Source organism: Dyadobacter sp. 22481 (assembly GCF_052044875.1).
GTDB classification, from domain to species: Bacteria; Bacteroidota; Bacteroidia; order Cytophagales; family Spirosomataceae; genus Dyadobacter; species Dyadobacter endophyticus.
The window spans coordinates 1-25,685 of the sequence record NZ_JBQENV010000006.1 but is presented as its reverse complement, the minus strand read 5'-3'; the positions used below and the strand labels follow the sequence as shown (position 1 = coordinate 25,685).

23 protein-coding genes and 1 rRNA gene are annotated in these 25,685 nt (G+C 48.4%); 15 read left to right on the top strand and 9 right to left on the bottom strand.

Going from position 1 to position 25,685, the window contains the following annotated elements:
• The first annotated feature begins 101 nt into the window (after positions 1-101).
• From mreC to nadD, 6 genes are all read left to right on the top strand, one after another.
• Positions 102-944, top strand: a complete 843-nt coding sequence (mreC, locus tag ACTJJJ_RS29985; protein ID WP_188939211.1) for a rod shape-determining protein MreC — start codon at positions 102-104, stop codon at positions 942-944.
• On the top strand, positions 941-1,444 hold the full coding sequence (locus tag ACTJJJ_RS29980) for a hypothetical protein (RefSeq protein ID WP_188939212.1): 504 nt from the start codon (positions 941-943) through the stop codon (positions 1,442-1,444). Before mreC ends, ACTJJJ_RS29980 begins: the two co-directional genes overlap by 4 nt.
• A 218-nt stretch (positions 1,445-1,662) precedes the next feature.
• Positions 1,663-2,262 (top strand): sigma-70 family RNA polymerase sigma factor, encoded by a 600-nt coding sequence (locus ACTJJJ_RS29975; protein WP_015813277.1) that lies wholly within the window; start codon positions 1,663-1,665, stop codon positions 2,260-2,262.
• Between the two features lie 82 nt (positions 2,263-2,344).
• A complete protein-coding gene (locus ACTJJJ_RS29970; RefSeq protein ID WP_229223373.1) occupies positions 2,345-2,632 on the top strand; it encodes a phosphohydrolase in 288 nt (95 codons plus the stop codon).
• A gap of 9 nt (positions 2,633-2,641) precedes the next feature.
• On the top strand, positions 2,642-3,211 hold the full coding sequence (gene gmk / locus ACTJJJ_RS29965; RefSeq protein WP_426292440.1) for a guanylate kinase: 570 nt from the start codon (positions 2,642-2,644) through the stop codon (positions 3,209-3,211).
• A 12-nt stretch (positions 3,212-3,223) separates the two neighbouring features.
• Complete coding sequence (gene nadD, locus ACTJJJ_RS29960; RefSeq protein ID WP_188939214.1) at positions 3,224-3,796, top strand: nicotinate (nicotinamide) nucleotide adenylyltransferase; 573 nt, start codon at positions 3,224-3,226, stop codon at positions 3,794-3,796.
• 18 nt (positions 3,797-3,814) lie between these two features.
• Here nadD and ACTJJJ_RS29955 read toward each other — a convergent pair whose 3' ends face one another.
• Complete coding sequence (locus ACTJJJ_RS29955; protein WP_440703743.1) at positions 3,815-4,204, bottom strand: hypothetical protein; 390 nt, start codon at positions 4,202-4,204, stop codon at positions 3,815-3,817.
• 56 nt (positions 4,205-4,260) lie between these two features.
• On the opposite strand from ACTJJJ_RS29955, the gene ACTJJJ_RS29950 reads away from it, so the two are divergent.
• A complete protein-coding gene (locus ACTJJJ_RS29950) occupies positions 4,261-4,692 on the top strand; it encodes a nuclear transport factor 2 family protein (RefSeq protein ID WP_440703742.1) in 432 nt (143 codons plus the stop codon).
• Positions 4,693-4,758: 66 nt separating this feature from the next.
• Here the strand turns inward: ACTJJJ_RS29950 and ACTJJJ_RS29945 are convergent, their stop codons facing one another.
• Complete coding sequence (locus tag ACTJJJ_RS29945) at positions 4,759-5,688, bottom strand: helix-turn-helix domain-containing protein (protein ID WP_188939217.1); 930 nt, start codon at positions 5,686-5,688, stop codon at positions 4,759-4,761.
• A 172-nt stretch (positions 5,689-5,860) separates the two neighbouring features.
• Positions 5,861-7,000, bottom strand: a complete 1,140-nt coding sequence (locus ACTJJJ_RS29940; RefSeq protein ID WP_440703842.1) for an acyl-CoA dehydrogenase — start codon at positions 6,998-7,000, stop codon at positions 5,861-5,863.
• Positions 7,001-7,186: 186 nt separating this feature from the next.
• Between ACTJJJ_RS29940 and ACTJJJ_RS29935 the strand changes: the two genes are divergently transcribed.
• The 3 genes from ACTJJJ_RS29935 (at position 7,187) to ACTJJJ_RS29925 (ending at position 11,100) form a co-directional block, all read left to right on the top strand.
• Positions 7,187-8,458, top strand: a complete 1,272-nt coding sequence (locus tag ACTJJJ_RS29935; RefSeq protein ID WP_188939218.1) for a hypothetical protein — start codon at positions 7,187-7,189, stop codon at positions 8,456-8,458.
• Positions 8,455-9,696, top strand: a complete 1,242-nt coding sequence (locus ACTJJJ_RS29930; RefSeq protein WP_440703741.1) for a hypothetical protein — start codon at positions 8,455-8,457, stop codon at positions 9,694-9,696. The genes ACTJJJ_RS29935 and ACTJJJ_RS29930 overlap by 4 nt, the downstream gene beginning before the upstream one ends.
• A 63-nt stretch (positions 9,697-9,759) precedes the next feature.
• Positions 9,760-11,100, top strand: coding sequence for a MutS-related protein (locus ACTJJJ_RS29925; RefSeq protein ID WP_440703740.1), 1,341 nt, complete (start codon positions 9,760-9,762; stop codon positions 11,098-11,100).
• Between the two features lie 33 nt (positions 11,101-11,133).
• Here the strand turns inward: ACTJJJ_RS29925 and serS are convergent, their stop codons facing one another.
• The 5 genes from serS to glyA all read right to left on the bottom strand — a co-directional run bounded on the left by serS (position 11,134) and on the right by glyA (position 16,789).
• Positions 11,134-12,426, bottom strand: a complete 1,293-nt coding sequence (gene serS, locus ACTJJJ_RS29920) for a serine--tRNA ligase (RefSeq protein WP_188939221.1) — start codon at positions 12,424-12,426, stop codon at positions 11,134-11,136.
• 12 nt (positions 12,427-12,438) lie between these two features.
• Complete coding sequence (locus tag ACTJJJ_RS29915) at positions 12,439-13,797, bottom strand: aspartate kinase (protein WP_188939222.1); 1,359 nt, start codon at positions 13,795-13,797, stop codon at positions 12,439-12,441.
• Between the two features lie 144 nt (positions 13,798-13,941).
• Positions 13,942-14,430, bottom strand: coding sequence for a 6,7-dimethyl-8-ribityllumazine synthase (ribH, locus tag ACTJJJ_RS29910; protein WP_440703739.1), 489 nt, complete (start codon positions 14,428-14,430; stop codon positions 13,942-13,944).
• A gap of 117 nt (positions 14,431-14,547) precedes the next feature.
• Positions 14,548-15,249, bottom strand: a complete 702-nt coding sequence (locus tag ACTJJJ_RS29905; protein WP_188939224.1) for a tetratricopeptide repeat protein — start codon at positions 15,247-15,249, stop codon at positions 14,548-14,550.
• 238 nt (positions 15,250-15,487) lie between these two features.
• Positions 15,488-16,789, bottom strand: coding sequence for a serine hydroxymethyltransferase (gene glyA, locus ACTJJJ_RS29900; RefSeq protein WP_188939225.1), 1,302 nt, complete (start codon positions 16,787-16,789; stop codon positions 15,488-15,490).
• 353 nt (positions 16,790-17,142) lie between these two features.
• Here glyA and nagB point away from each other — a divergent pair, with 353 nt between their 5' ends.
• The 5 genes from nagB (at position 17,143) to dxs (ending at position 25,261) form a co-directional block, all read left to right on the top strand.
• Entirely contained in the window at positions 17,143-19,083 is a 1,941-nt protein-coding gene (nagB, locus tag ACTJJJ_RS29895) for a glucosamine-6-phosphate deaminase (RefSeq protein WP_188939235.1), read from the top strand.
• A 499-nt stretch (positions 19,084-19,582) separates the two neighbouring features.
• Positions 19,583-21,469, top strand: coding sequence for a DNA mismatch repair endonuclease MutL (gene mutL, locus ACTJJJ_RS29890; RefSeq protein WP_188939226.1), 1,887 nt, complete (start codon positions 19,583-19,585; stop codon positions 21,467-21,469).
• A 59-nt stretch (positions 21,470-21,528) separates the two neighbouring features.
• Positions 21,529-22,314 carry a rhomboid family intramembrane serine protease gene (locus ACTJJJ_RS29885; protein WP_440703738.1) on the top strand — a complete coding sequence of 262 codons (786 nt, stop codon included), beginning with the start codon at positions 21,529-21,531 and terminating at the stop codon, positions 22,312-22,314.
• A gap of 2 nt (positions 22,315-22,316) precedes the next feature.
• The gene (locus ACTJJJ_RS29880; RefSeq protein WP_188939228.1) at positions 22,317-23,231 is read left to right on the top strand and encodes a rhomboid family intramembrane serine protease; all 915 of its coding nucleotides are present in this window, start codon (positions 22,317-22,319) and stop codon (positions 23,229-23,231) included.
• Positions 23,232-23,317: 86 nt separating this feature from the next.
• Positions 23,318-25,261: a 1-deoxy-D-xylulose-5-phosphate synthase gene (gene dxs / locus ACTJJJ_RS29875; RefSeq protein ID WP_426292432.1), complete on the top strand. Its 1,944-nt coding sequence runs from the start codon at positions 23,318-23,320 to the stop codon at positions 25,259-25,261.
• A gap of 318 nt (positions 25,262-25,579) precedes the next feature.
• Here the strand turns inward: dxs and rrf are convergent.
• Positions 25,580-25,685, bottom strand: a 5S ribosomal RNA gene (rrf, locus tag ACTJJJ_RS29870); the annotation flags it as partial.

Here is a 25,685-nt window from a genome sequence, read left to right as displayed (position 1 = left end):
GTTCGTCAACCCGCGCAGCGCGCGACGCTCAGCGTCCGAAAAAATTTCTATTTTTGCGCATTGTGCGCCGGCCGATGAACTGCGCGTGAACATTTTAACCCATGCTCCAACTCGTTGATTTCGTTGTCCGGAATCGTTTCTTTTTGGTTTTTGTGTTGCTGGAAGTGCTCAGTGTATGGCTGATCGTGCGCAACAACACCTACTGGGGAGCTACCTATTTCAATACGTCGAATTACTACGTGGCCAAAACGCTCGCGTTTTCGAACTCGGTACGCGATTATACCAAGCTCGACGAGATTAATGCCGACCTCGCGAGCGAGAATGCGCATTTGCACGCGCTGGTAGCAAAGCTGAGCCAAACGAATTCAGGTCAGTTGCCCGCAGGCTACGTGCCCGATTCGGCATTCGCGGCAAGGTTTACCTACACTGTTGCCAAGGTCGTAGACAATGAAACCAACAAGGCGAACAATGTCATCACGATCGACAAGGGTACCGCACATGGTATCAAGCCGGGTATGGGCGTCATTTCGGCGACGGGTGTGGTCGGTAAGGTGCGGTTCTGTTCGGAGCATTATTCAGTAATCACGTCGATCCTGCATTCGAACTTCATGGTATCGTCCAAACTCGTGCGCAGCAAGGAAATCGGGTATGCCAAATGGGACGGGAAAGATCCTAACCTGATCGATATGATCGACGTGTCGAAATATACGAAAGTCTATAAGGGCGATTCGGCGGTTACCTCCGACCAGAACTCGGTCTTCCCGCCCAACATCATGGTCGGAAAAGTGGAACACGTAGCGGTAAACCCCAACCAGACTTTTTATAATATTACCCTGCGGCTCGCAACCGACTTCCGGAACCTGTCATACGTGTATGTGGTACAAAATCACCAACTTGTAGAACAGGAAAACCTTAAATCAAGAACAATAGAACTGAAAAAATGAGCTTACGCGAGGCGATACAATATTCCCTGATGATCCTGCTTTACCTGTTTTTGCAGATCTTCTTTATGCGGAATATCGTGCTGTTCAACTACGCGTTCTGCTTCATTTACATTGCGGCCATTCTACTGCTGCCCGCAGACATGGACCGGATGTATACGTTGCTGGTAGCCTTCGCAATAGGCTTTGTGGTGGATGTTTTCTCGAATACATTCGGCATGCATGCGGCTGCCACGGTGCTGATCGCCTACCTCAGGCCTTTCCTGATCCATTACCAGATGAAGTCGCGCGGGGCCGAGCGCGCGGAGGTGGGCATACGTGCGCAGGGGCTCGGGGCATTTGTCTCGTACATTTTCCCGCTGATTTTAATCCACCATTCGATGCTGTTCCTGATGGAGATGAACAACTTTGGAATGATCCTTTACACGCTGATCCGCATCGGTGCCAGCACATTATTTACGACTATTCTCATCATCTTGCTGGAACTCTTCTCCAAACGCTAGCATGACATTTTGGCGGAGCCGCCTTTTTGGCTCGGAATTTGATGTATTGACATTGAATTAACGGTAGGAGGCGACACCGCTGGGGAAACAGGTTAAACCCATCTCTTTTTAATTTTATCGTGAAATTAGGGCAGTTAAGGGGCTCCAATCAGCCATTTATCAAATTTTAATTTGTACGAATTGGAGCTGTTATTAATCTTTGTAAATTCAGCATTCCTATGTTAGTTGCCATGTCAGAAACGCTCACGACTAATGAATACACGGATGATCTTCGTTATGAAGTATTTAACCGCGAGTTCATGCCACACATTGACTCCATGTACAACTTCGCCTTCCGCCTCACTATGGACGAAGACGATGCAAACGACCTGGTTCAAGACACATATCTGAAGGCGTTCCGTTTTATATCTTCTTTCGAGCAGGGTACCAACGCAAAAGCCTGGCTTTTCAGGATCCTCAAAAACAGCTTCATCAACGACTACCGTAAAAAAAGTAAAGAACCTTCCAAAGTTGATTATCAGGAAGTTGAAACGACCTATAATTCCGAGGAAGCATCCGATACCACTTATACCGTAGATCTCCGTGCTGACGCTGTACAGGAACTGATCGGCGATGAAGTTGCAAACGCACTCAACGCCCTGCCTGTCGACTTCAGAACGGTCATCATTCTCTGCGATATCGAAGGTTTCACCTACGAGGAGATGGCCAAAATCCTGGACATTCCCATCGGAACGGTGAGGTCCAGATTGCACCGCGCGCGGAACCTCCTGAAAGAAAAACTCAGAAGCTACGCGAGCTCAATGGGATATGATTCATAGGTTGTGAAACTTTTTTTGCAACCTCTTCGGTTATAGGGTACAACTGTACATATATTCCATTATTCTTTTTTCATTTTAACTAATGAATGCATCTTCCACGACGCCTTCTGTAACAGAAGTTGCGCAAAAACAAATGAAGCATACCTGCGAGCATCATGCTGAGTGTATGAAAATCATTCAGGCGATCCTGGATGACGAGGCGAGCGAAGCAGAGAAGGACCACTTCCGCGAAAACATGGACAAATGCATCCCTTGTATCGAATCATACCGACTGGAAAAGTGCATCAAGGATTCCCTCAACAACAAGATTGTCAAGAAGCCTTGCCCGGAGAGCATTCTCAATACGATTATTTCAAAAATTAACAGTTAATCTGTTCGAGTGAAAGGTAAGCTTATCATATTTTCTGCCCCTTCCGGATCCGGAAAGACCACCATTGTAAGGCATCTTTTAAATAAATACACACAGCAACTGGCATTTTCAGTCTCGGCCTGCACGCGCACACGTCGCGAGCACGAGGTGGACGGCAAAGATTACTACTTCCTCACCTTACAGGATTTTCGTCAGAAAATCGCGGATCAGCAGTTTGCGGAATGGGAGGAAGTTTACGCCGGTAATTACTACGGCACGCTCAAAGCTGAAATACAACGCCTTTGGGATGAAGGCAAACATGTCCTCTTCGATGTGGACGTGAAAGGAGGTTTGAAACTGAAAGAAGCATATGGCGACGCTGCACTCGCTGTATTCGTAAAGGTTACCTCCGACGAAGAAATCAAACGCCGCCTGTCGCGCCGCGGTACCGAAACGCCCGAAACGCTTGCCACCCGCCTGGCAAAAGTGCGTTACGAACAGAGTTTCGAGCACGAGTTCGACGTGGTACTTGTCAACGACGAACTGGACGAAGCGCTTGCCAAAGCGGAAGAACTCGTTCAGGCATTCGTTCAATCCTAAAACTTATTGCCCATGAAGATCGGCCTGTTTTTCGGATCGTTCAATCCTATTCACGTCGGTCATCTGATCATTGCCAACACCATGGCCACCACCACCGACCTCGAACAGGTCTGGTTTATCGTGAGCCCGCAAAATCCATTCAAGAAAAACAACAGCCTCCTGCACGAATTCGACCGTTTCGACCTCGTGCAGCGTGCGATTTCGGATAATACGTCGCTCAGGGCCAACGACATCGAGTTCCACATGCCCAAGCCGAGCTACACGATCGATACGCTCGTGCGCTTGCAGGAGAAATTTCCGCAGCATCAGTTCAAGCTGATCATGGGAGAAGATAACCTGGCGCAATTCCCGAACTGGAAGAACTACGAGAAGATTCTTGAATATACAGGGCTATACGTTTACCCACGGCCCAACTCCAAAGCACACGTATTCGGTAACCATCCGAATGTAAAATTCGTGGAGGCCCCACTGTTGGATATTTCCGCCACATTCCTGCGCGCGTGCATTAAAAAGGGGCAATCGATCCGGTATATGGTGCCGGAGCCGGTGGAGCAACTTATTAAAATCAAGAAGTTTTATTTGTGATAACCAACTCGGCTCTGATCAAAGCGGCCTGTCCTGGTAAGTAATCTCCGAGAGCAAGCCCACTGCATTGAATTTCAGGAGCACCTTCCGCGCATTCGACTTGGCTTGCATGTTCTCGCATTGCGGGCCTTTTTCGAGGTAATAGACGTAGAACTTGGTATTACGCTCGCCGAGCTGATGGATATCCGGCCTGCCCAATAGCTCCCCGATCGTGTCGGCAAACTTCCCTTTCAATTCTTTTTCGGCGCTCTTAAAATCGCCTTCCAGGCCTTTACGGACATCGTTGCAGCCTCCACGGTCGCCACGCCACTTTTTAAGGTCTAGATTGCCCAATTTATCGGGAGCGCTCGAACAGGCAGCAATAATGCCGATCAGCGCGGTAAGAAGGATTTTTATAGATACTTTCATTGTACTCATTCGTTCATTCAAAAACAGAGGCGAATCTAGCCACACAACACGAGAATATGAAACAACTCCTGACCATACTCCTGGTGCTCGCCGTCCTGCCTGCCGTTGCTCAGGACAATACGCCCCTGCCCACCGACGGCACAGATTGCTCCAATTTGTTTTTCAAGGCGTTGCTCGACGAAGACGCGACGACCGTAGGCAACCTCATTTCAAATGATTTTACAGTCACCAGTTTCAATGGCCAAAATATTGACGGACGCGCGTTGCAGCAGGCAGTCGGGCAAGGTTACATTGTTATCGACTCCGGCATGCTCACAGGCACGCGCACGCGTACCTACGGGGACGTGGCGGTTGTGCAGGGATTCTGGAATGTAAGCGCAAGGATTCAGAACAATGGCTTCAATGGCAACGTTGCGTATACAACTATATGCGTGCGCTCGGGTGGCAAATGGAAGGTTACGACGGCCCAACTCACACCCGCGCAGTAACATCGGCGCATAAAAAAAGAGAACCGGAACCAGTTCTCTTTTTCAATTATAGTCTAACATTACATTCTAAACATTCATCAGCGATTCGCGACGGCGCATTTTTCCGGCCGGGATACCGAACATCATCTTGAAGCGGCGGCAGAAATAAGCGGTGTCTTTGTAACCCACATCGGAACCGATCGCGCGGATGCTTTTCTTCGACGTGCGGAGCAGATCCACAGCCTTTTCCATGCGCTGGTATTCGATATAGTCTTGCGGGTTAATACCGGTCAGCATTTTGAAATATTGACCTACATAATCCTCTGAAACGTTCGCTACGTTCGCCAGCACCTTGTTCGACAAGTCGCCGCCCAAGTTGTCTTTAATGTAAGCGAAAATGTCGATCAGACGAGGATCTTTGAAATAAGTACTGTTGGTAACCAGCTGCTCGACGAACAATTTGTTTTTCAGGATGTAGCGGATGATCTCGATCACCACCTCTTCGGTTTTGATCTTGATGATACGGCCTTTTCCTGGTGTATCGAGCATATCTTCCGTCAGAATCTGGTTGATCGTCGCCGCAATCTGATCGTCGCGTTTGATCAGGAACGGAGGCACGTCCAGAGATGTGAAGAAGTTCACGGTATCAAACACTTTCGCTTCGAAAGATATCAGACCGAACGAGTTGGGCAACTTTCCGATCAACGCCGGATCATGGCCTGCTTCGATATAATTGTCGCGGTTGGTCATGAACTCCTCGTTCGACACGGTCTTGGCTGAGGCACCGTTTCCGTAAGTTACGGTAGCGTGCTTGCCTCCCGGAATAAAGAGCATATCCCCTTCCTCAACCCTCTGCGACTCTTCTGAACCGAAAGAAACTTCACCATCGTACAGAATGGTCAGGGAGTTCTGTACGTCATAGAAGTTTTTAATTGTGATGGGCTGTAAAATCCTGATATGACGGGCCTTCACAAATTTCACTCCCAACGACTCAATAATCTTATTATAGTCTTCCATACTTGATATATTTAAGGGCCGTTTTGACCGATTATTCAAATTTTGTACAAATCTAATAAATTGTACAAAACTAATACAAGTATAGTTTCACAAAAATTTGAAAAAAAGTGATATTTTGATATTATTTTAATCCAAGATTCAGAATAAAATCGACTTTTGGGGGAATTACTAATTATTTAAGAAGCTCCCGGGCGATCACCAATTTTTGGATTTCGGAGGTACCTTCATAAATCTGTGTGATTTTGGCATCCCGCATGTGGCGTTCGACGTGGTATTCTTTCACATAACCGTAGCCCCCGTGCACCTGGACCGCTTCTGTTGTCACCCACATTGCAACTTCGGATGCATACAATTTTGCCATAGCCGCGGCCTGGATATAGTCCTTTCCCTCATCTTTCATTCGGGCTGCCTTATAAACAAGTAACCGAGCGGCCTCGATTTTCACCGCCATTTCCGACAATTTGAACTGGATCGCCTGATGCTCCGCAATGGGTTTGCCGAACGTCTTCCGCTCCTTGGAATATTTCAAGGAAAGTTCAAATGCACCGGCGGCTATTCCCAATGCCTGCGCCGCAATGCCAATGCGACCTCCATTAAGCACGTTCATCGCAAACCTGAAACCGAAGCCATCCGCCCCGATCCGGTTCTCCGTAGGCACCTTCACATCCGAAAACATCAAAGTGTGTGTATCAGAGGCCCTTATACCCATTTTATCCTCCTTTTTCCCAACTGAAAAGCCGGTCCAGCCTTTCTCGACAATGAATGCATTAATACCCTTGTGTCTCAGTTCGGGGTGTGTCTGAGCGATTACGATGCATACCGACGAGGTATTGCCGTTGGTGATCCAGTTTTTCGTACCGTTCAATAAATAATGGTCGCCGTTCGATATTGCGGTCGTATGCTGGGAAGTGGCGTCGGAACCTGCTTCCGGCTCCGACAGGCAGAATGCGCCGATCACCTCGCCCGATGCCAGGGGCGTCAGGTATTGCTGCTTTTGCTTGTCTGTACCATACTCTTCCAGCCCCCAGCATACCAGCGAATTGTTCACCGACACGATAACGCCTGCCGATGCATCTACCTTCGATATTTCCTCCACGGCTATCGCATACGCAAGCGTGTCCATACCCCCACCGCCGTACTCGGGCGCCACCATGATGCCCAAAAGGCCCAATTCGCTCATTTTGCGAAGCAATGCAGGGTCGAAATGTTGAGCATTATCGCGTTCTATTACGCCCGGAAGCAGCTCAGTTTGTGCAAAATCACGCACGGCCGCCTGCACGGCCAGGTGCTCTTCGCTAAGATTGAAATCCATTCCGGCAAGTGGTTGGGAAGCTGACATAGCAGACATTGGTTTTTGAGGATGAAGATTTTCAAAAATAGGATTTACTAAAAAAGTATGCAAGCATACAATCTCCTAACCGATTAAAACTTTGGGTTTTGCTGGTCGTTTTGAAGAAAACTTGTCTTAAGTTTGCGGCCGGATCACGACAGATTACACATGCCCGTTCTTACCGTTTTTTACATTAAGCTGCTCATCAACCTTGCATTGACTATCGGAATTATCTGGACCATCAGCCGTTCGGATCTCTTCTCAAAATGGCAGCAGGAAAACGATAAACTGATTTTTACATTAGGCTTTGTGCTCTTCCGGCTCATTCCCTGGATCGGCATATTCCTCATTATCAACGAAGAGCCCCGGGGTGATATTCCTTTCTTTTTTTACAAAGCCGAAGGGGCGAAGGCCGGCGGTTTCGTGTACCGCGATTTCTGGTCGTACCACGCGCCGCTTTACGCCTACATTATCAGCATCCCGGTGTGGATCTGGCACAATGCACGCGCGATCGTCCTGTTTATGGTGCTGATGGAAGCCGCTATTCTCTGGCTCACTTACGATACTTACAAAAGCAAAAGCCCGAAAGCGCTTCAATTGGCGACAATTTACTATATGCTTCCCGCCGCATTCATGTACATACTCGTGGATGGGCAGGAAGAAGTCTGGTTTTGGGGTGCGGCGCTGCTCATCTGGCGGTATACCATTAAAAACCGGAGCAACTACGAGGTGGGCATTGGCGTGTTGTATGCAATGACCTTGCTCACGATCAAGGTAACCTTCATCTTTTTGCTGCCTGCGTTGCTGGTAATGGTCAAAAAGCCTGTCAAAATGCTGCTGGTTATGGCGGCGATCGGCTTACCTGCCGTGGGTTTCCTCTACTGGCAAATCGGCGACCTGTTCCTGATGCCGATCCGGCATACCGAGCAGCTGATGACGCCGAACCTATTCTCGGTTCTGCGGCCGTTTGTGGAGCTGGTTTTCCATGTAGATGAAAAGAAATCGACGCTGATCAACTGGTTCGGGTTGCTGTTTACCGTTTTCATTCCTGTTTACATGGCATTCAAAGCAAGGCACCGGCATATCAGCGAGGTACTACCGGGCATTTTTATCGCCTGCTTCGTGTGCATGATGCTCTTCCAGGCCAGTGCCATGGGTGCATACGTGATCGCCTACCTGATGGCCGTTTTGTTCGAAATCATTGATATCCGTAAGACCGCTCACGTGGTAGTACTGCTCGCATTGAACTGGCTCACGGTGGTGCAGCCGTTTGTGTGGGTGTATATCAAACAACCCGCGTACACATCATTGGGCATGTTTGCCAATGCTTCCTACCTTTTCGAGTACGTGCTGCAAATCTTGAATGTGCTCTGTTTCCTGTGGGTTCTTCGTGAAACATACCGTAAGGTTGTTCCCGCTCAAAACCTGGCAACGGCATGAATATAGTCCTTGCCAAAACCATCATCAGCATTGCCGCATTGTTGGTTACCGCCGCATTGCTCTTCAAAAGAGAATCATTAACCGACTGGCTCGAAAAGAAATCCGCGAATGCGGTGCTGGCCGTCGCCTGGGTAATCTTGCGGTTAGTACCATTTATTGCTGTGTATCTGGTCGCCAATATGGAGCCGACCTCGGACGTGAACGGCTTCTGGGACGAGGGCAGCAAAGCGTCGCTGGGGCAAGTCGTGTACCGCGATTTCTGGTCGCCCTACTCGCCGCTTTACGCCTACTTCCTCGGCATTTGGCTAAAACTCTGGTACAGCCCGAAAATGATCGTGCTTACAATGGCTGCCATGGACGGCATTGCATTGCTCGCTTCCTATCACTTTTTCAGGCCATTCCAAACACGGGGTACATTCCTCTTCCGGGCGCTCATTTACCTGCTATTGCCCGGCTCGCTCGTGCTATGCATCATAGGCGCGCAGGAGGATGTTTGGATGTGGTTGTTCGTGATCCTCGCATATCTGTTGCGTGAGCGCACATTGCGCGTGGAGTGGTACGCGATTGTTCTCGCCATCGGTTTGTTGATGACGAAAGCCATTTTCCTGCTGATCATGGTGCCATTGTTTTTATTGGAAAAACAGAAAATCCGCTTTGTCATCCCTATTGCGATTATCGGCGTCGTATCGCTGGGCATATTGTACCCGCTCGTCGGACTGGAATTCATGCAGCCCTTGGATGAGGCCAAAACATTGCGCGCTCCGAATCTCCAGTCGGTACTGAATCCATGGTTTTACAACTCGATCGGTGTCGGGGAAAAGTTCTGGAACTGGATAGGCCTCGTGGCGTCGGTAGGTCTGTCGTGCCTGGCTGCCTGGCGCCTCCGAAATGCCGATTTCCGGGTAATGCTCTCGAAAGTCTGGATCGTACTTTACGCTACGATGATGATCGTACAACAGAGCGCTTACAGCAACTATATCTTCCTTTTCCTGCTCCCGCTGGTATTCTATGTGATTGACTGGAAGAACAAAACACAGGTTACGATACTTTTCGTATTCAATCTGCTTTGCGTCGTGCATCCGTCGTACTGGTGGCGGCTCGGGATGCCTTGCTACATGACGCCTTCGGACACCGCCGCGTCGACCGACCTGCTGATCGACTACTCGATGCAGACGGCCATTGTGCTGCTAACCGGCTATTTCATCTGGCTGGCATTTCCCAAAAAGGACGAAGTTTAACTTTATTTAACGGACCGCTACCGGCATCGGTATTTACATTTGGGCATACTCAAAACAGCCCGAATGCTGCCCGTCGACCGGCATACCCTACACGAACTACAACTCCTGCCGGAAAACAGCCGGACAGCCAGCATTTTCGCATTCTACAACCATACCGAAACACTGGGCGGTGCCGATTACCTCAAACACATCATTACCAGGCCCAAGGGGACGCTTGCCGGGATTATTGGCTTCCAGAAATTACTAAAAGCCATTTCGGCCCGGCCAACTGCATGGCAGGTCAATATCGCAAAAGCCTACGCGGCGGCGGCGGAGAGCTACTATGCATTAAGTGTGGCGCATTCGATGTCACAAGACGTTGTCAAGCATTGGTTTGATACCTGGTGGTATTCGAGACGCAACAAAGCTGAATATTATCGCGTGCAAAGTGGCGTTCTGGCAACGCTGCGGCTGGCCCGGGCGGTTCAATCGACATTAAACAACCTGTCAAATACCGCTGTTCCAGAAGAATTGGCGGCAGAGTTCACTGAGCTCAGGAAGTTTATCTTCTCCTCTGTGTTGTCCGTATTTTTGGAAAAGAGCGAGGGCGAATTATCAAACAGCTCGATATTCTACCTCGATTACCATTTTCGTATCAGCGGCAGGGACAAATTCCGGCAAATGCTGGATACACTTTACAAGCTCGATGCCTGCCTGGCGATCGTCAAAACAGCCAGACGCTATCAATTGTCATTTCCGGATTTTACTACACAATCCCAAAACTTCCGCATCGAAGGCGCCTGGCATCCGCTCATCACAAACCCGGTCGCGAACGATCTCGCATTGGCTGGCAATCGTCCGGTTTGCATTCTCACCGGCGCCAATACGAGCGGTAAGACGACGTTTCTCAAAACCTGCGGTATCTTGGTATACCTTGCGCATTTGGGCTGGCCAGTGCCCGCAAAATCACTCCATTTGCCATTTATCCACCGGCTCTTCACCTCCATTCACCTGTCAGACGATCTCGACCAGGGGTTCAGCCATTTTTACAATGAAATGATGCGTATCAAACAAATTTCAGAGGCATTGAGCAACGGAGAAAATTGCTTTGTGATCGTGGATGAATTATTTCGCGGTACCAATCAGGAGGACGCTTTGCATTGTTCCAAAACCGTGCTCGATGGTTTTGCCAATTTCGACGGCTCGTATTACCTCGTTTCCACCCACCTCCACGAGCTGATCACGCATTACACCGGCCGGCCGAGCCTCAGCTTCCACTGTTTCCGTACCCACATTACCGACAATCAATTCCAGAACACATTTAAAATAGAAGCAGGCGCTGCATTCGAAAAAGTAGGAAGGCTTATTATGGACCAAACCGGTGTGACGGCGTTGCTTCAAAACGCAGAAAGGCCCTCATCGTAATGAGAGCCTTTCGCTAATGAATATTCAAATGCATTATTCGATCACGTCGAAACCGCAGTATGGCACCAATACGGCCGGTACTTTCACGGTTCCGTCAGGTTGTTGGTTGTTTTCCAGCAATGCAGCTACGATACGCGGTAATGCCAATGCAGAGCCATTCAGCGTGTGGAGCAGCTGTGTTTTCTTGTCCGCGTTTTTGTAGCGTAGTTTCAAACGGTTGGCCTGATAAGTCTCAAAGTTTGAAACAGAACTGCATTCCAGCCAGCGCTGCTGCCCGGCCGACCATACTTCGAAATCGTAAGTCAATGCGGATGTGAAACCCATATCACCGCCACACAGGCGCAGAATCCGGTAAGGCAATTCCAGTTTTTCCAAAAGGCTTTTTACATGCGCTACCATTTCATCGAGCGCCTTGTAGGAATCCTCCGGCTTGTTGATCTGCACGATTTCAACTTTGTCGAACTGGTGTAAACGGTTCAGCCCGCGTACGTGCGCACCCCAGCTGCCCGCCTCCCTGCGGAAGCACGGCGTGAATGCGGCATTCTTCACCGGCAACTCACTTTCGGCAACGATTACGTCGCGGTAGAGGTTGGTAACAGGCACTTCGGCGGTCGGAATGAGGTAAAGATCATCCTGCGCGTCGTGGTACATCTGGCCTTCCTTATCGGGCAATTGTCCTGTCGCAAAACCTGAATCCGCATTCACTACAATCGGAGGCTGCACTTCCGTATACCCTGCATTGCCTGCCTCGTTGAGGAAAAATGCGATCATAGCGCGCTGCAAACGGGCTGCTTTGCCTTTGTAGACCGGGAAGCCCGCGCCGGTGATCTTGTTACCGAGTTCAAAATCGATGATCGGGGCCTGGCTACCACCCAGCTTTTTAATCAGGTCCCAATGCGGCAACGCGCCTTCGTGCAATTGGGGTTTGGTGCCGGCTTCGAGGACGGTCACATTGTCGTCGGCGGTTCGGCCTTCGGGAACGCTCTCGTGCGGGAGATTTGGCAACTTCACCAGCTCTTGCAGCAACGTCTCTTCGAATGCCTTATGCTCTTCTTCCAATGCTTTGGAACGCTCTTTCAATGCAGCAGTATCGGCCTTGGCAGCTTCCGCCTCGGCTTTCTGGCCCGCCTTCATCAATGCGCCGATTTCCTTGGCTTTGTTATTGGACGCGGCCAGCACATCGTCCAGATCCTGCTGGATCTGCCGACGTTTCCCATCCAGCTCGATAATTCGGTCTACCGCTTGCTCCGCATCTTTGAAATGCTTTTTGGTCAATCCCGCGATAGTCAGTTCGCGGTTTTCGCGGATAAAATTCGTTTGTAACATAATGCTTTGTTATCAGGGAGCAGTGAAAATGTCTTTCATCGCATCCTCATAAAAGAAAAGACGCTCGTTGAGTACGTTCAATGCCTCCGATTTATATTTTGAATGGATCAGCAACGAAAGGTTGTGCTCGGAAGCACCGTACGAAATCATTCGTATCGGAATGTTTTTCATCGCATCCAGTACTTTCAAGGCGATCCCTTCTTTGTCGGCGCTGAAATTACCAACGATACAGATAATGTTCTGATCGCGGTCATGCTCCTCCAAATCAGCGAATTCACGCAATTCTGCGCTGATCTGTTCCAGGTTTTCGGAGTTATCGATCGTTACCGACACCGATACTTCGGACGTCGTGATCATGTCCACGGGCGTTTTATATTTCTCGAAAATCTCAAACACCCTGCGAAGGAAGCCGTAAGCATTCAGCATACGGGTCGAGTGAATGTAGATCGCCGTGATATTGTCTTTCGCGGCAATGGCCTTGATGTCGCGGTCGGAACTCTGGGTCGCGATGAGCGTTCCGGGAGCTTCCGGTTGCATGGTGTTTTTCAAACGAACCGGTACACCGCGCAATTTGGCCGGGGTGATGGTGCTGGGGTGCAAAATTTTCGCCCCGAAATATGCCAATTCAGCCGCCTCTTCGAACGTCAGCTCGCGGATCGGGAAGGTACGCTTCACAATGCGCGGGTCGTTGTTATGCATTCCGTCGATATCGGTCCAGATCTGGATTTCATCCGCACGAATGGCGCCACCGATCAATGACGCCGTATAATCGGAGCCACCTCTTTTCAGGTTATCCACTTCCTCGCGCGGGTTGCGGCAAATGAAGCCCTGGGTTACGATCGTCTGCTTGTCGGTATACTGGTTCAGAATGGTTACCAGCTTTTCCTCGATAGCAGCCAGTTCCGGCTCGCCATCGGCATCGATGCGCATGAAATCCAATGCGGGCAGCAATACCGAGCTCTCGCCTTTTTCTTCCAAATACGCCTGGAACATTTTGGTACTTAATATTTCACCTTCCGCAACGAGCTCTTTCTCCTGCTTAATGGTGAATGGCTTCACGCTTACCACGGATTTGATAAACCCAAATTCCGAATCTACGATCTGCTGACCAGCCGCAAGCCCCTCGGGTGTTGAGTACAATTCCTTGATAAACAGATCATAATGGTTTTTCAACTCTTCAATCAGGGCCGCAGCCTTGGCATCGTCATACGATTTGGCTGCTTCTCCGATAGCGATCAGCGCATTGGTAGAACCCGACAAAGCCGACAATACCACAATTTTACGATTAGGATCATTGTTGAGGAGTTCGCGGATTGAGTGCATACGCTCAGGCTTCCCTACCGAAGTACCGCCAAATTTCCAGACTTGCATAGTTAATTATGAATGATTGAATGATTGAATGACCGAATGGTTTAGTGTGTGAATGAGTGAATGAGTGAATATAACTGATAATGAAAATCAAACTGCGACTTTCGCTGCCGAACGGGAGCCCGCCCTATTCACTCATTCAGTCATTCAAATTATTTCTTTGAGCCCGATCATCTTGATCGCCGTCATCGCGGCTTCGTCGCCTTTGTTGCCGTGTACGCCACCTGATCGTTCCAGTGCCTGTTCCATGTTGTTGGGAGTGAGTACGCCGAAAATTACCGGTTTGTCGTATTTCAGGCTAACACTCGTGATGCCTTGTGCTACTGCGTGGTTGATGTAATCGTTATGCTTGGTTTCGCCCTGGATTACCACGCCCAATGCGATTACCGCGTCAATATCGGCGCGCTGGGCGAACCATTGCGAGCCCACGGTCAGCTCGAAGCTTCCCGGTACATTACCTCTGACGATATTCGCCGGAAGCGCCCCGTAGGTAATGAGCGTTTGATAAGCTCCTTCGAAGAGCTTTTCGGTCACTTCGCTGTTCCATTCGGCTACGACGATCGCGAATTTTTTACTGCTGATATCCGGAAGTCCTTCCGTTGTGAATACGCTTAGGTTTTTATCGGCGCTTGACATTGATTTTCAATCGGTTTATTTAAAAACAGGTATTATTTAAATTCCGGATTAAATGAATAAAAAAAGGATAAAACCGTCGTCGGCTTTATCCTTTTTCAGAAACAGAATGGTTAACCATTATTTGCCGACCTGTCCCTCTAATAATCCCATATATTTCTTGGCATTCACCACTTCCGAGGAAAGTGGGAATTCGTCAACAACACGTTTATACGTAGCTACCGCGTCAGCAGGCTGGTTAGCCTTCTCCTGCGCGAGCGCCAATTTCATCAGATAAACGGGTGTAAAATATTCGTTTTTCTCATAATCGGCAGCTTTCTGATAATATGAGATGGCTTCGGCAGCCTGATTTTTTTCCAAATAAGCGTCACCGATCAATGACTGGGCACGTGCGTGGATCAACAGATCGGAAGAGCTGAATGATTGCAGACGGCTAATCGCTTCATCGTATTTGCCTTGTTTCAGCAAAGCAACACCTGCGTAGAAGCTCGCGAGGTTGCTTGCATCGGTTCCTTTGTAATTGTCGGCGATAGACAAAAGGCCTTCGTTACCACCGGCACCATTCAATGCTTTTTGCAATGAATCGGCTTCAAAATCGTAAACGACACTGGCAAGTGCATTCTGGGCAGTACCTTCCTGACCATCTATATAAAAACGGTAACCCGCGAAACCAGCAATAGCAACCACAACCGCCACACCGATTCCAAGAACAACCTTACGGTTTTTAAGAAAAAAAACCTCAGCTTTATTGATCTGACCCGCTAATGCCTCCGGAGATTCGATGATTTCAATCCCGGGTTCGCCCGGATTTTTCTTGCTCATATCAATTAATTCGATTTTGGAGTGCAAAGTTATGAAAAACTTATTAAGTCAAAACAAGTTAGGTCACAATTCTTTGTGTTATATATTTCCCGCCAACCATTAGTTAACGAAAGGCTTACGGTGACAAATGCATTTCAAACTGTTTGATTTGTGCGTCAGTGCATTAACGAAATCCCCGCAAACAAAAACTGCGCGGCAACCAGAGTCACCGCGCAGCATTATGCATTACTATAATATATTAGTACAATGGATATTGTGCCATCCATTCGTTTACTTCTGTTTTCACAGCTGCGATTTTCGCGTCGTTGTCGTTGTTGATCAGAACGGTATCCACCAGGTCAACGATACGCTCCATATCAGCCTCTACCAATCCACGGGTTGTCATCGCGGCAGTACCTACACGCATACCCGAGGTTACCATCGGCGATTTGTCATCGAAAGGCACCATGTTTTTGTTGATGGTAATGTCGGCTTTGATCAATGTATTCTCAGCCAGTTTACCCGTCAGACCCGATTCCACACCATTTTTGGTGCGCAGGTCGATCAGCATCAGGTGGTTGTCGGTACCGCCCGAGATAATGCGGTAACCTTTGTCCACGAATGCCTTAGCCATTGCCTGGGCATTTTTCGCAACCTGGGTAGCGTAGTTGTAATATCCTTCGCTCAATGCTTCACCGAATGCAACGGCTTTGGCTGCGATAATGTGCTCCAAAGGTCCGCCTTGTGTACCCGGGAATACGCCTGAGTCGAGCAATGAAGACATGGTACGCAGCTGCCCTTTCGGAGTTTTAATACCGTACGGGTTTTCGAAATCGTTGCGCATCATGATCACACCGCCGCGTGGGCCGCGAAGTGTTTTGTGCGTTGTAGTAGTAACAATGTGGCAGTGATCGAACGGATCTTTCAGAAGACCTTTTGCGATCAGACCGGCGGGGTGGGAAATATCCGCCATCAGCAATGCACCGATTTTGTCGGCCACTGCGCGCAGGCGTTCGTAATCCCAGTCACGGCTATATGCGGATGCGCCGCAGATCAAAAGCTTCGGACGCTCTTTCAATGCAGTTTCCTCAACTTTATCCCAGTCGATCAGACCAGTTTCTGCCTCAACACCATAAAATACAGGTTGGAAATATTTACCCGAAATGTTCACGGGCGAACCGTGTGTAAGGTGGCCGCCATGTGCGAGGTTGAAACCCATGATCTTGTCGCCGGGGTTCAAACAAGCAAGGAAAACTGCTGTATTGGCTTGTGCTCCCGAATGTGGCTGTACGTTAGCCCAGGTAGCACCGAAAAGTTCTTTCAAACGGTCGATCGCGATCTGCTCAATTTCGTCAACGACCTCGCAGCCGCCGTAGTAACGCTTGCCTGGCAGACCTTCTGCGTATTTGTTGGTCAACACACTGCCTGACGCCTCCATCACCTGGCGTGACGTGAAGTTTTCAGATGCGATCAGTTCGATACCAGACTCCTGGCGATGTTTTTCTCTGTTGATCAGATCAAAAATGGCGGTGTCGCGTTCAACGCTGGTGAGTGTAGACATGGGATTTGTCAGAAAAAATGGTGTGATACTCTTGGAATAAGCCGCAAAAATACAAGCAATTATTTTGGAATAAAATACTAACACTTACTTTATATTTAAAGTGCGAACCGGCCGATAAGCTGATTCCGGTGAAATAGTCCGCAGTACGGCGACAGGCGTAATTTTAAGTGTAACTTATTTCTTAAATTATTTTAAGAATATTTGTTTTCCGTTGTACTTTTGTGGTCAAATCGTTCGTGCGTGATCGAACACATGAGTAACTTGCAGTATATATTCCAGTCTATTCACGAAACTCTTACATAATTTAACATTTAGTTATGAGCCAACAAACGGTAAGTCCACAAACAATCCTGATGCAAGCTTCCAACAATGGAAAAGGCACTTCCGGCACCATAGGGCAACCCATTACCTATGAAAAAATCCCGACGCAGATTTTTGCCGATTCCAAAGAGGCGTCCTATGCGGTTGCGAAAGAGATTTCGGACCTGATCCGTCAGAAACAAAAGGAAGGAAAGCCTTGCGTTCTGGGACTTGCTACCGGTTCTTCGCCAAAGACGGTTTACGCGATCCTCGTGCGTATGCACCGTGAAGAAGGTTTGAGCTTCAAGAATGTGATTTCTTTTAACCTGGACGAGTACTATCAGATGGAACCGGATTCCATTTACAGCTACCACCGGTTCATGAAGGAACAGCTATTCAATCACGTCGACATTCCGAAAGAAAACTATTTCCTTCCGGATGGAACAGTACCAGCTGCCATGCTGCGTGATTACTGCACATCTTATGAGAATAAAATCAATGCGGTAGGCGGACTGGATTTCCAGTTGCTCGGTATCGGGGGGAATGGACACATCGGTTTCAACGAACCGGGTTCATTGATCAACTCGCATACACGCCTCATCACGCTCGACCACTCAACGCGCGCCGCAGCAAGCATGGAATTCGGTGGCTTGCATAATGTACCCCGCAAAGCGATCACGCTCGGTGTTGCGCCAATTTTGAATGCACGCCGCGTCGTTCTGCTGGCCTGGGGTGAAAGAAAAGCTTCGGTGATCAAAAGTGCCGTGGAAGGCCCTGTGACCGAGCTTAACCCTGCTTCTTACCTGCAAGCGCACGCCGACGTTTCTTTTGTGGTGGACGAAAGCGCGGCTTCCGAGCTGACCCGCATCAAAACGCCCTGGGCTGTTGATTCGGTGATCTGGGACAATAAAATGATCAAGAAAGCGGTGACCCATTTGTCGCAAACCTTGAAAAAACCGATCCTGAAACTGACCGACAAGGATTACAACGACAATGGTATGAGCGATTTGCTGGCGCAATATGGTGCTGGTTATGAAATCAATATCAATGTATTCAACCAATTGCAACATACCATTACCGGATGGCCGGGCGGCAAACCCAATGCAGACGATACGCACCGTCCGGAGCGCGCTCAGCCTGCTAAAAAACGCGTACTGATTTTCAGCCCGCACCCGGATGACGACATTATCTCGATGGGCGGCACGTTCCAGCGCCTCGTCGACCAGGGACACGAAGTACACGTTGCTTACCAGACTTCCGGCAACATCGCCGTAGCCGATGACGAAGCGTTGCGCTTCATCGATTTTGTAGTGGATTTCAACAACGGCTTCGGAATCGACAGCCCGAATGCGAGCAAATTGTTCCAGGACGCCAAAGACTTTTTGAGACATACCAAAAATAGCGAGATCGATACGCCCGAGGTTCGTAAAGTGAAAGGTCTGGTTCGTCGTGGTGAGGCAAAGGCAACCTGCCGTTTTGTAGGTATCCCAACCAGCCAGGCGCATTTCCTCGATATGCCTTTTTACGAAACCGGTACTGTTCAGAAAAAGCCGATCGGTGAAGAGGATATCAAAATCATCGAAAACCTGATAGAGGAAGTTAAGCCACACCAGATCTACGCAGCCGGCGACTTCGCCGATCCGCACGGAACGCACAAAGTGTGCTGGGACGCTATCGAAGCCGCATTGCAGCGTTCGAAACATAAGAATTTTATGAAAGACTGCTGGGTGTGGCTCTACCGCGGCGCATGGGCTGAATGGGATATTTATGAAATTGAAATGGCCGTTCCGATGAGCCCTGACCAGGTGCTGAAAAAACGCCAGGGAATATTCAAGCACCAGTCGCAGAAAGACGGTGTGGTATTCCAGGGAGAAGATTCACGCGAGTTCTGGCAACGTGCCGAAGAGCGCAACCGCGGAACCGCGCAATTGTACGATTCACTCGGCCTCGCCGAATACGAAGCAATGGAAGCTTTCGTACGCTGGAAGTTCTAAGTAATAACCATAAATAAAAAGAGCCCGGAAAAATCCGGGCTCTTTTTATTTATATCTACCTGATATGCTGATTAAATGCGCGGTTCTGGTGTTACAATTCCATGTCAACCCACATCCTGTGTGCCATTTTTTCAACCATATTCATTACGCCTTGTATGGCGCCAAAAATGATACAAAGAGGCAGAATGACCGGTAAAAAGATAAGCCATTGCAATGCCATGGTAAAGTTAAATCTCTTGATAATTGGCGTTTTCATAACAGGATCAGGTGCTTAAACAACATAGGTTAGTATCCCAAGTTATACAATTAATTAATAGTCAACAACTTTTTACAGCACTAACGCTCACGCTTTCTGTAAAATTTGAATTATTAATGTAATTATTTCAATTGGGATTCTTGAAAAAGCAATTACATCCGATTTGTTACCCACCGATATTCGCCGGGCAGTAAAAAAAATTTTTGTTTATTTGTTATAGTAAAGTTAACTGCCACTTCCGACATGCCTTCATCCGACATCATTCAACTATTACCCGATTCCATAGCCAACCAGATCGCCGCGGGAGAGGTCGTTCAGCGACCCGCTTCGGTGGTAAAGGAGCTGATGGAAAATGCGATTGATGCGAAGGCAACCCAGGTGCAGGTGATACTCCGAGAGGCCGGACGGACGCTGATCCAGGTGATCGACAATGGCACCGGAATGTCGGAAACCGATGCGCGCATGAGTTTCGAAAGGCATGCTACTTCGAAGATCAGGCAGTCGGAGGATTTATTCAGGATCAGGACAATGGGCTTTCGCGGCGAGGCGCTGGCATCGATCGCAGCGGTAGCGCAGGTGGAAATGCGTACGCGGCAGGAGTCCGACGAACTGGGCACACTGATCCGCATCGACGGCTCGGAAATCAAAGCGCAGGAGGCAATAGCTTGTCCGAAAGGCACCAACTTTTCGATACGGAACCTGTTTTTCAACGTACCTGCCCGCCGGAATTTTCTAAAATCCAATTCGGTTGAAATGCGTCACGTACTCGACGAATTTCAGCGCGTAGCATTAGCCAACCCGGAGGTTGCATTCACGCTTCATCATAACGATACGGAGGTTTTCAACCTTCAATCGGTAAAGCTGGTAAAAAGGATTATCGATATTTACGGCAAAAGCTACCGCGAGCAGCTCGCCTATTGCCAGGAAGACACTTCCTATATCAACGTCCGCGGGTACATTGGCAAGCCCGAATTTGCCCGTAAAACGCGCGGTGAGCAATTCTTTTTCGTGAACGACCGCTTCATCAAGCATAATTACATGCACCATGCGGTGATCAGCGCTTTCGACGGCACCATACCCGAAGGTAGTCACCCGTTTTATGTTTTGTTTATTGACATCGACCCCTCACATATCGATATCAATATTCACCCCACTAAAACGGAGATCAAATTCGACGATGAGCGGTCGGTGTATGCGATCATCATGGCAGCGGTGAAAAAGGCAGTAGGTGTTTATAATCTCTCGCAATCCATCGATTTTGAGGAAAATATTAATTTCCTCAATCCCTCACCTTCAGAACCTAATAACAATCTCATACCGCGTACGGTTATGCCCGATTGGGCCGCACAGCCGCGCAAGAGCGAGAGCAGTGCATCCAAATCCAACCTGACCAATTGGAGCAAGCTGTTCGAAGGACTGCAAAATACCGATGACCGGCACAGGGAGTTGGCTGCATTCGAGATGGGTACAACTGCCGCTTCACGACCCGTATACCAGGAGCAGGCTAAGACTGTGGCCAGCAAGGTAAACCGGATGGCGTCGGAGGTAATTGCCGCGCCGGAGGCGGATGCGTTGCTATTCCAGCTCCATAACCGCTACATATTGTCGCAGGTGAAAGACGGGATTATGCTCATCGACCAGAAATCGGCCTACGAACGCATTCTCTACGAACGGTATCGTAAAATGCTTATCAACCGAAATGGCGCATGCCAGCAGCTGCTTTTTCCGAAAACTATCCGACTGACACACTCGGATATGCAGCTTGTGCATGAAACAAAAAAGGAAATCCGCAGCCTGGGCTTTGAGTTCGATGAATTTGGGGCAAATGAGCTGATCATCCGCGGCATTCCGGCCGACTTACCGGAAGAAAGTGAGCAGGATTTGTTCGAAGAGCTGATCGAGCAACTTAAACAGAGTTATTCCGACCTTAAACTGAATAAGCCGGAGAGTCTGTCGAGATCGCTGGCAAAACGATTTTCGGTACGTTATGCGGTCAAGCTTTCGTACGTTGAAATACACACATTGCTCAACCAGCTGTTCTCGTCGTCCGACCCTAACCGGACGCCCGGCGGTGAACCGATTATCGTTCTGCTGACGATGGATAAGCTGGCCAACATATTCCGGGGTTGAGAAACAAAAACCGGATTTGTGAAGTTTATTGAAGATAAATCTTTGAATTTGAATTAAATATGTTAGCCATAACCCCTACGGTAAGGAATTTATTAATTCTGAATATCCTATTCTACTTTATAGATTCTTCTGTTTTTAGCCTGAAAGGCGAGTTTGCACTCATGCCGGTAATGTCGCCGGAGTTCCACATTTTCCAGTTTGTCACCTACATGTTTCTGCATGGCGGCATTGGCCACCTGTTCAGCAACATGTTCGGTTTGATCATGTTCGGGCCGTTACTGGAAAGGATCTGGGGGCCGAAGCGGTTTCTGATCTTTTATTTTGTAACCGGTATAGGTGCAGGGCTATTGTTTTCAGGCATAGGCCTTTACGAGAACTGGCAAGTCGCTAATGCCGTTGAGTTATTTACGCAAAGCCCAACGCCCGATGGCCTCGCCGACTTCCTGAGCAAGCACGCCGAACCCCTCTATGAACCGAACCTCGACTTTTTGAATTCTTTCGAAGGAAATCCAACCAATTCCGTGTATATTCAACAGAGTATTAAGCTGGTACAAGGTTTTTATGCCTGGTCGATCAGCATACCGATGGTTGGGGCCTCGGGAGCAATTTTCGGGATCCTGATGGCGTTTGGTCTATTGTTTCCAAATACGGAGCTTTTTCTCCTGTTTGTACCATTCCCTATAAAAGCAAAGTATTTCGTTGCTTTTTATGGGCTTTTTGAATTGTATTCAGGAATACAAAATGCTCAATCTGATAATGTTGCCCACTTCGCGCACATTGGAGGAATGCTATTTGCATATATATTGTTGCGCTACTGGGGTACGCAAAAATCAAATTTCTATTGAAGATGAGCAATATTGTTGACGACGTTAAACGGGAATTCGCGAAATCCGAGAATGCACTGGTAAAGATTATCCTGGTAAATACAGCAGTTTTCCTGATCCTGCTGCTCATGAAGATTGTGCTTACCCTCTCTCAGTCTTCGAACGTATACGCATTGGTGATCAATATGTTACAGCTTCCGGCCGCTACGGGAGAATTCATCTACAAGCCCTGGACGCTCATCACGTACTTCTTCACACACGACGATATCTTTCACATTCTCTTCAATATGCTCTTTCTCTATTGGTTTGGGAAGCTGGTGGATGAGTATCTTGGTGCCAAAAGGGTTATAGCGCTATATATGCTTGGCGGAATCGCCGGTGGCCTGATTTACATCGTTTTATATAATCTGCTCCCTTATTTTCAGGCGCATATCGAAGGTTCCAGGATGCTTGGCGCATCGGCCGCGGCATTTGCAGTGGCAGTAGGAGCTTCCACATTGCTGCCCAACTATACTTTCAACCTGATTTTTTTGGGTCCTGTACGTATCAAATTCATCGCGTTGTTCTACATCATTCTGTCGCTCGCACAGACTGTGGGACCTAATGCCGGGGGAAACCTGGCACATTTAGGCGGTGCTTTCACAGGTTATATATTCATCAAACTGCTGCAAAACGGGACAGATCTGGGTAAACCGATCTACGGACTGCTGGCTGTATGGTCGCGCATTTTCCGGAAACGGCCATCGATGCAGGTAACTTACCGGGAACGGCAGGTATACCGCAGCACCAGTGTATATTCGTCATCATCATCCGGCACCATCGAAATGCCGGATCAAATGGAAATCGATTCGATCCTGGATAAGATCTCGAAATCGGGCTATGAAAGCCTGACGAGGGAAGAAAAGCAAAAGTTGTTCAAGGCGAGCCAGCAAAAATAATAGTCAGACTTAATGCGTATTTGCTTAATTTTGTGACTATTTAATAAAGCGGACAGCTAGTAAATTTGTTTCAATAGCCCTACGGTATGCTTATAACGCCAGGAAAATTATTAGCAACAATTAATTCTCCCGAAGATCTCCGAAAACTGGACAGTTCTCAGCTTCCGCAGGTTTGCAACGAGTTAAGGCAATTTATCATCGATAACGTGTCGGTTTACGGCGGACACTTCGGCGCTAGCCTTGGTGTGGTCGAATTAAGCGTAGCACTGCACTACGTGTTCAATACGCCCGACGACCAGCTCGTATGGGATGTGGGGCACCAGGCTTACGGCCATAAGATACTTACTGGTCGGCGCGATGAATTTCATTCCAACCGCGTTTACGGCGGGCTTTCCGGTTTTCCAAAAAGAAAAGAAAGCATTTACGATGCATTTGGCGTAGGACACTCGTCTACATCCATTTCGTCGGCACTAGGTATGGCGGTAGCATCTGCATTGGAAAAAAACTTCGAACGCCAGCATATCGCTATCATTGGCGACGGGGCTATGACAGCCGGACTAGCCTTCGAAGGCATGAACCACGCGGGCGCTACGGATTCCAATTTGCTGATTATCCTCAATGACAACTGCATGGCCATCGACCCGAACGTCGGTGCGCTGAAAGAATATCTGACCGACATTACCACTTCGCAGACTTACAACAAGTTTAAAGACGAAGTCTGGAATCTGCTCGGTAAAATGAGCAACTTCGGCAAGAGTGCACAGGAAATTGTTTCCAAAGTCGAAACGGCGATGAAAACTGCAATCCTTCGTCAGAGCAACCTGTTCGAATCGCTTGGATTACGCTACTTCGGTCCTATTGATGGAAACGATATCAGCCATCTGACAGAAGTACTGAAAGATCTCAAAAACATTCCTGGCCCCAAGTTGCTTCATTGCCTCACCGTGAAAGGAAAAGGTTACGGACCGGCTGAAAAGGACCAGACGAAATGGCACGCTCCCGGTGTTTTCGACAAGATCACGGGGGAGATCAAGAAAAAAGTCTACAACACGCCTCAGGCGCCAAAATATCAGGATGTATTCGGTCATACCATAGTGGAACTGGCCAAAGAAAACCCAAAAATAGTCGGTATCACACCTGCGATGCCATCCGGCTCCTCTTTGAACATCATGATGGAGACTATTCCTGAAAGGGCATTTGACGTCGGCATTGCCGAGCAGCATGCCGTTACCTTTTCGGCGGGAATGGCAACGCGTGGCGATATCGTCTTCTGTAATATCTATTCCACATTCATGCAGCGCGCCTATGATCAGGTTGTGCATGACGTATGTATCCAGGAATTACCGGTTATTTTCTGTCTCGACAGGGCAGGGTTGGTGGGAGCCGATGGGCCGACGCACCATGGCGTATATGACATCGCCTTCATGCGTTGTATTCCAAATATGGTTGTCGCATCGCCTATGAACGAGCAGGAACTCCGAAATATGATGTTCACCGCGCAGCTGGAATCTTTTCAGTCAGGCAAAAATGCATTCACGATCCGTTATCCGAGGGGTAATGGCGTCATGCCGGATTGGAAGACACCTTTTGAAGAAATTCAGATTGGTAAGGGAAGGAAAATTAAAGACGGTACCGGTCTTGCAATCCTGTCTTTTGGCCCGCTGGGTAATTTCGCCTTGCAGGCTTGTGAAGAGCTGGAAAAACATGGTATTGATGCCGGCCTTTTCGATATGCGCTTTGCAAAGCCTTTGGATGAGGCCATGCTGCACGAAATCTTCTTGTCCTATGAGAGAGTCATGACATTGGAAGATGGCTGCTTACAAGGCGGATTTGGGAGTGCTGTGTTGGAATTTATGATCGACAACGGATATACCAATCAGGTTAAACGCCTCGGAATTCCGGATTCGATCGTTGAACACGGCGAACCTTCTGAGCTTTACAAGGAATGCGGGATCGATACTGCAGGTATTGTTTCTGCTTCCCTTGAATTCGTCACGCGACAGTCTAAAACAGTCTTAGCAATCCATTAAAAAGATAAGTCTCCAATTCAAGCCGGTCATTAGATCGGCTTTTTTATGCATGGATTGAACCGCCATTTCTTTCGTTTAGGTACTTCTTTTACTTTTTGACGACCTTTATCCTTCGGAATCTCGTAGAAAGTCGCTCTGAAGTAAAAATAAGCTGCGGGATAGTGCAGGTCCGCTTCTCTGAAGAATATTGAGAGTCTTGGTAGGATCTGTAAGCCGCGAAATACCCTTACGCATCTTACTAACTTGGTAATGAAAGTTTATATAGCTATACACGCAAAAAGCCACCCATTACTGAGTGGCTTTTGTGTGTATTAATAATTGTGGCGGCTACCTACTTTACCAGGTTTGATCCAAGTATCATCGGCGGTTCGGGGCTTAACTTCTCTGTTCGGGATGGGAAGAGGTGAACACCCGGCCAATAGCC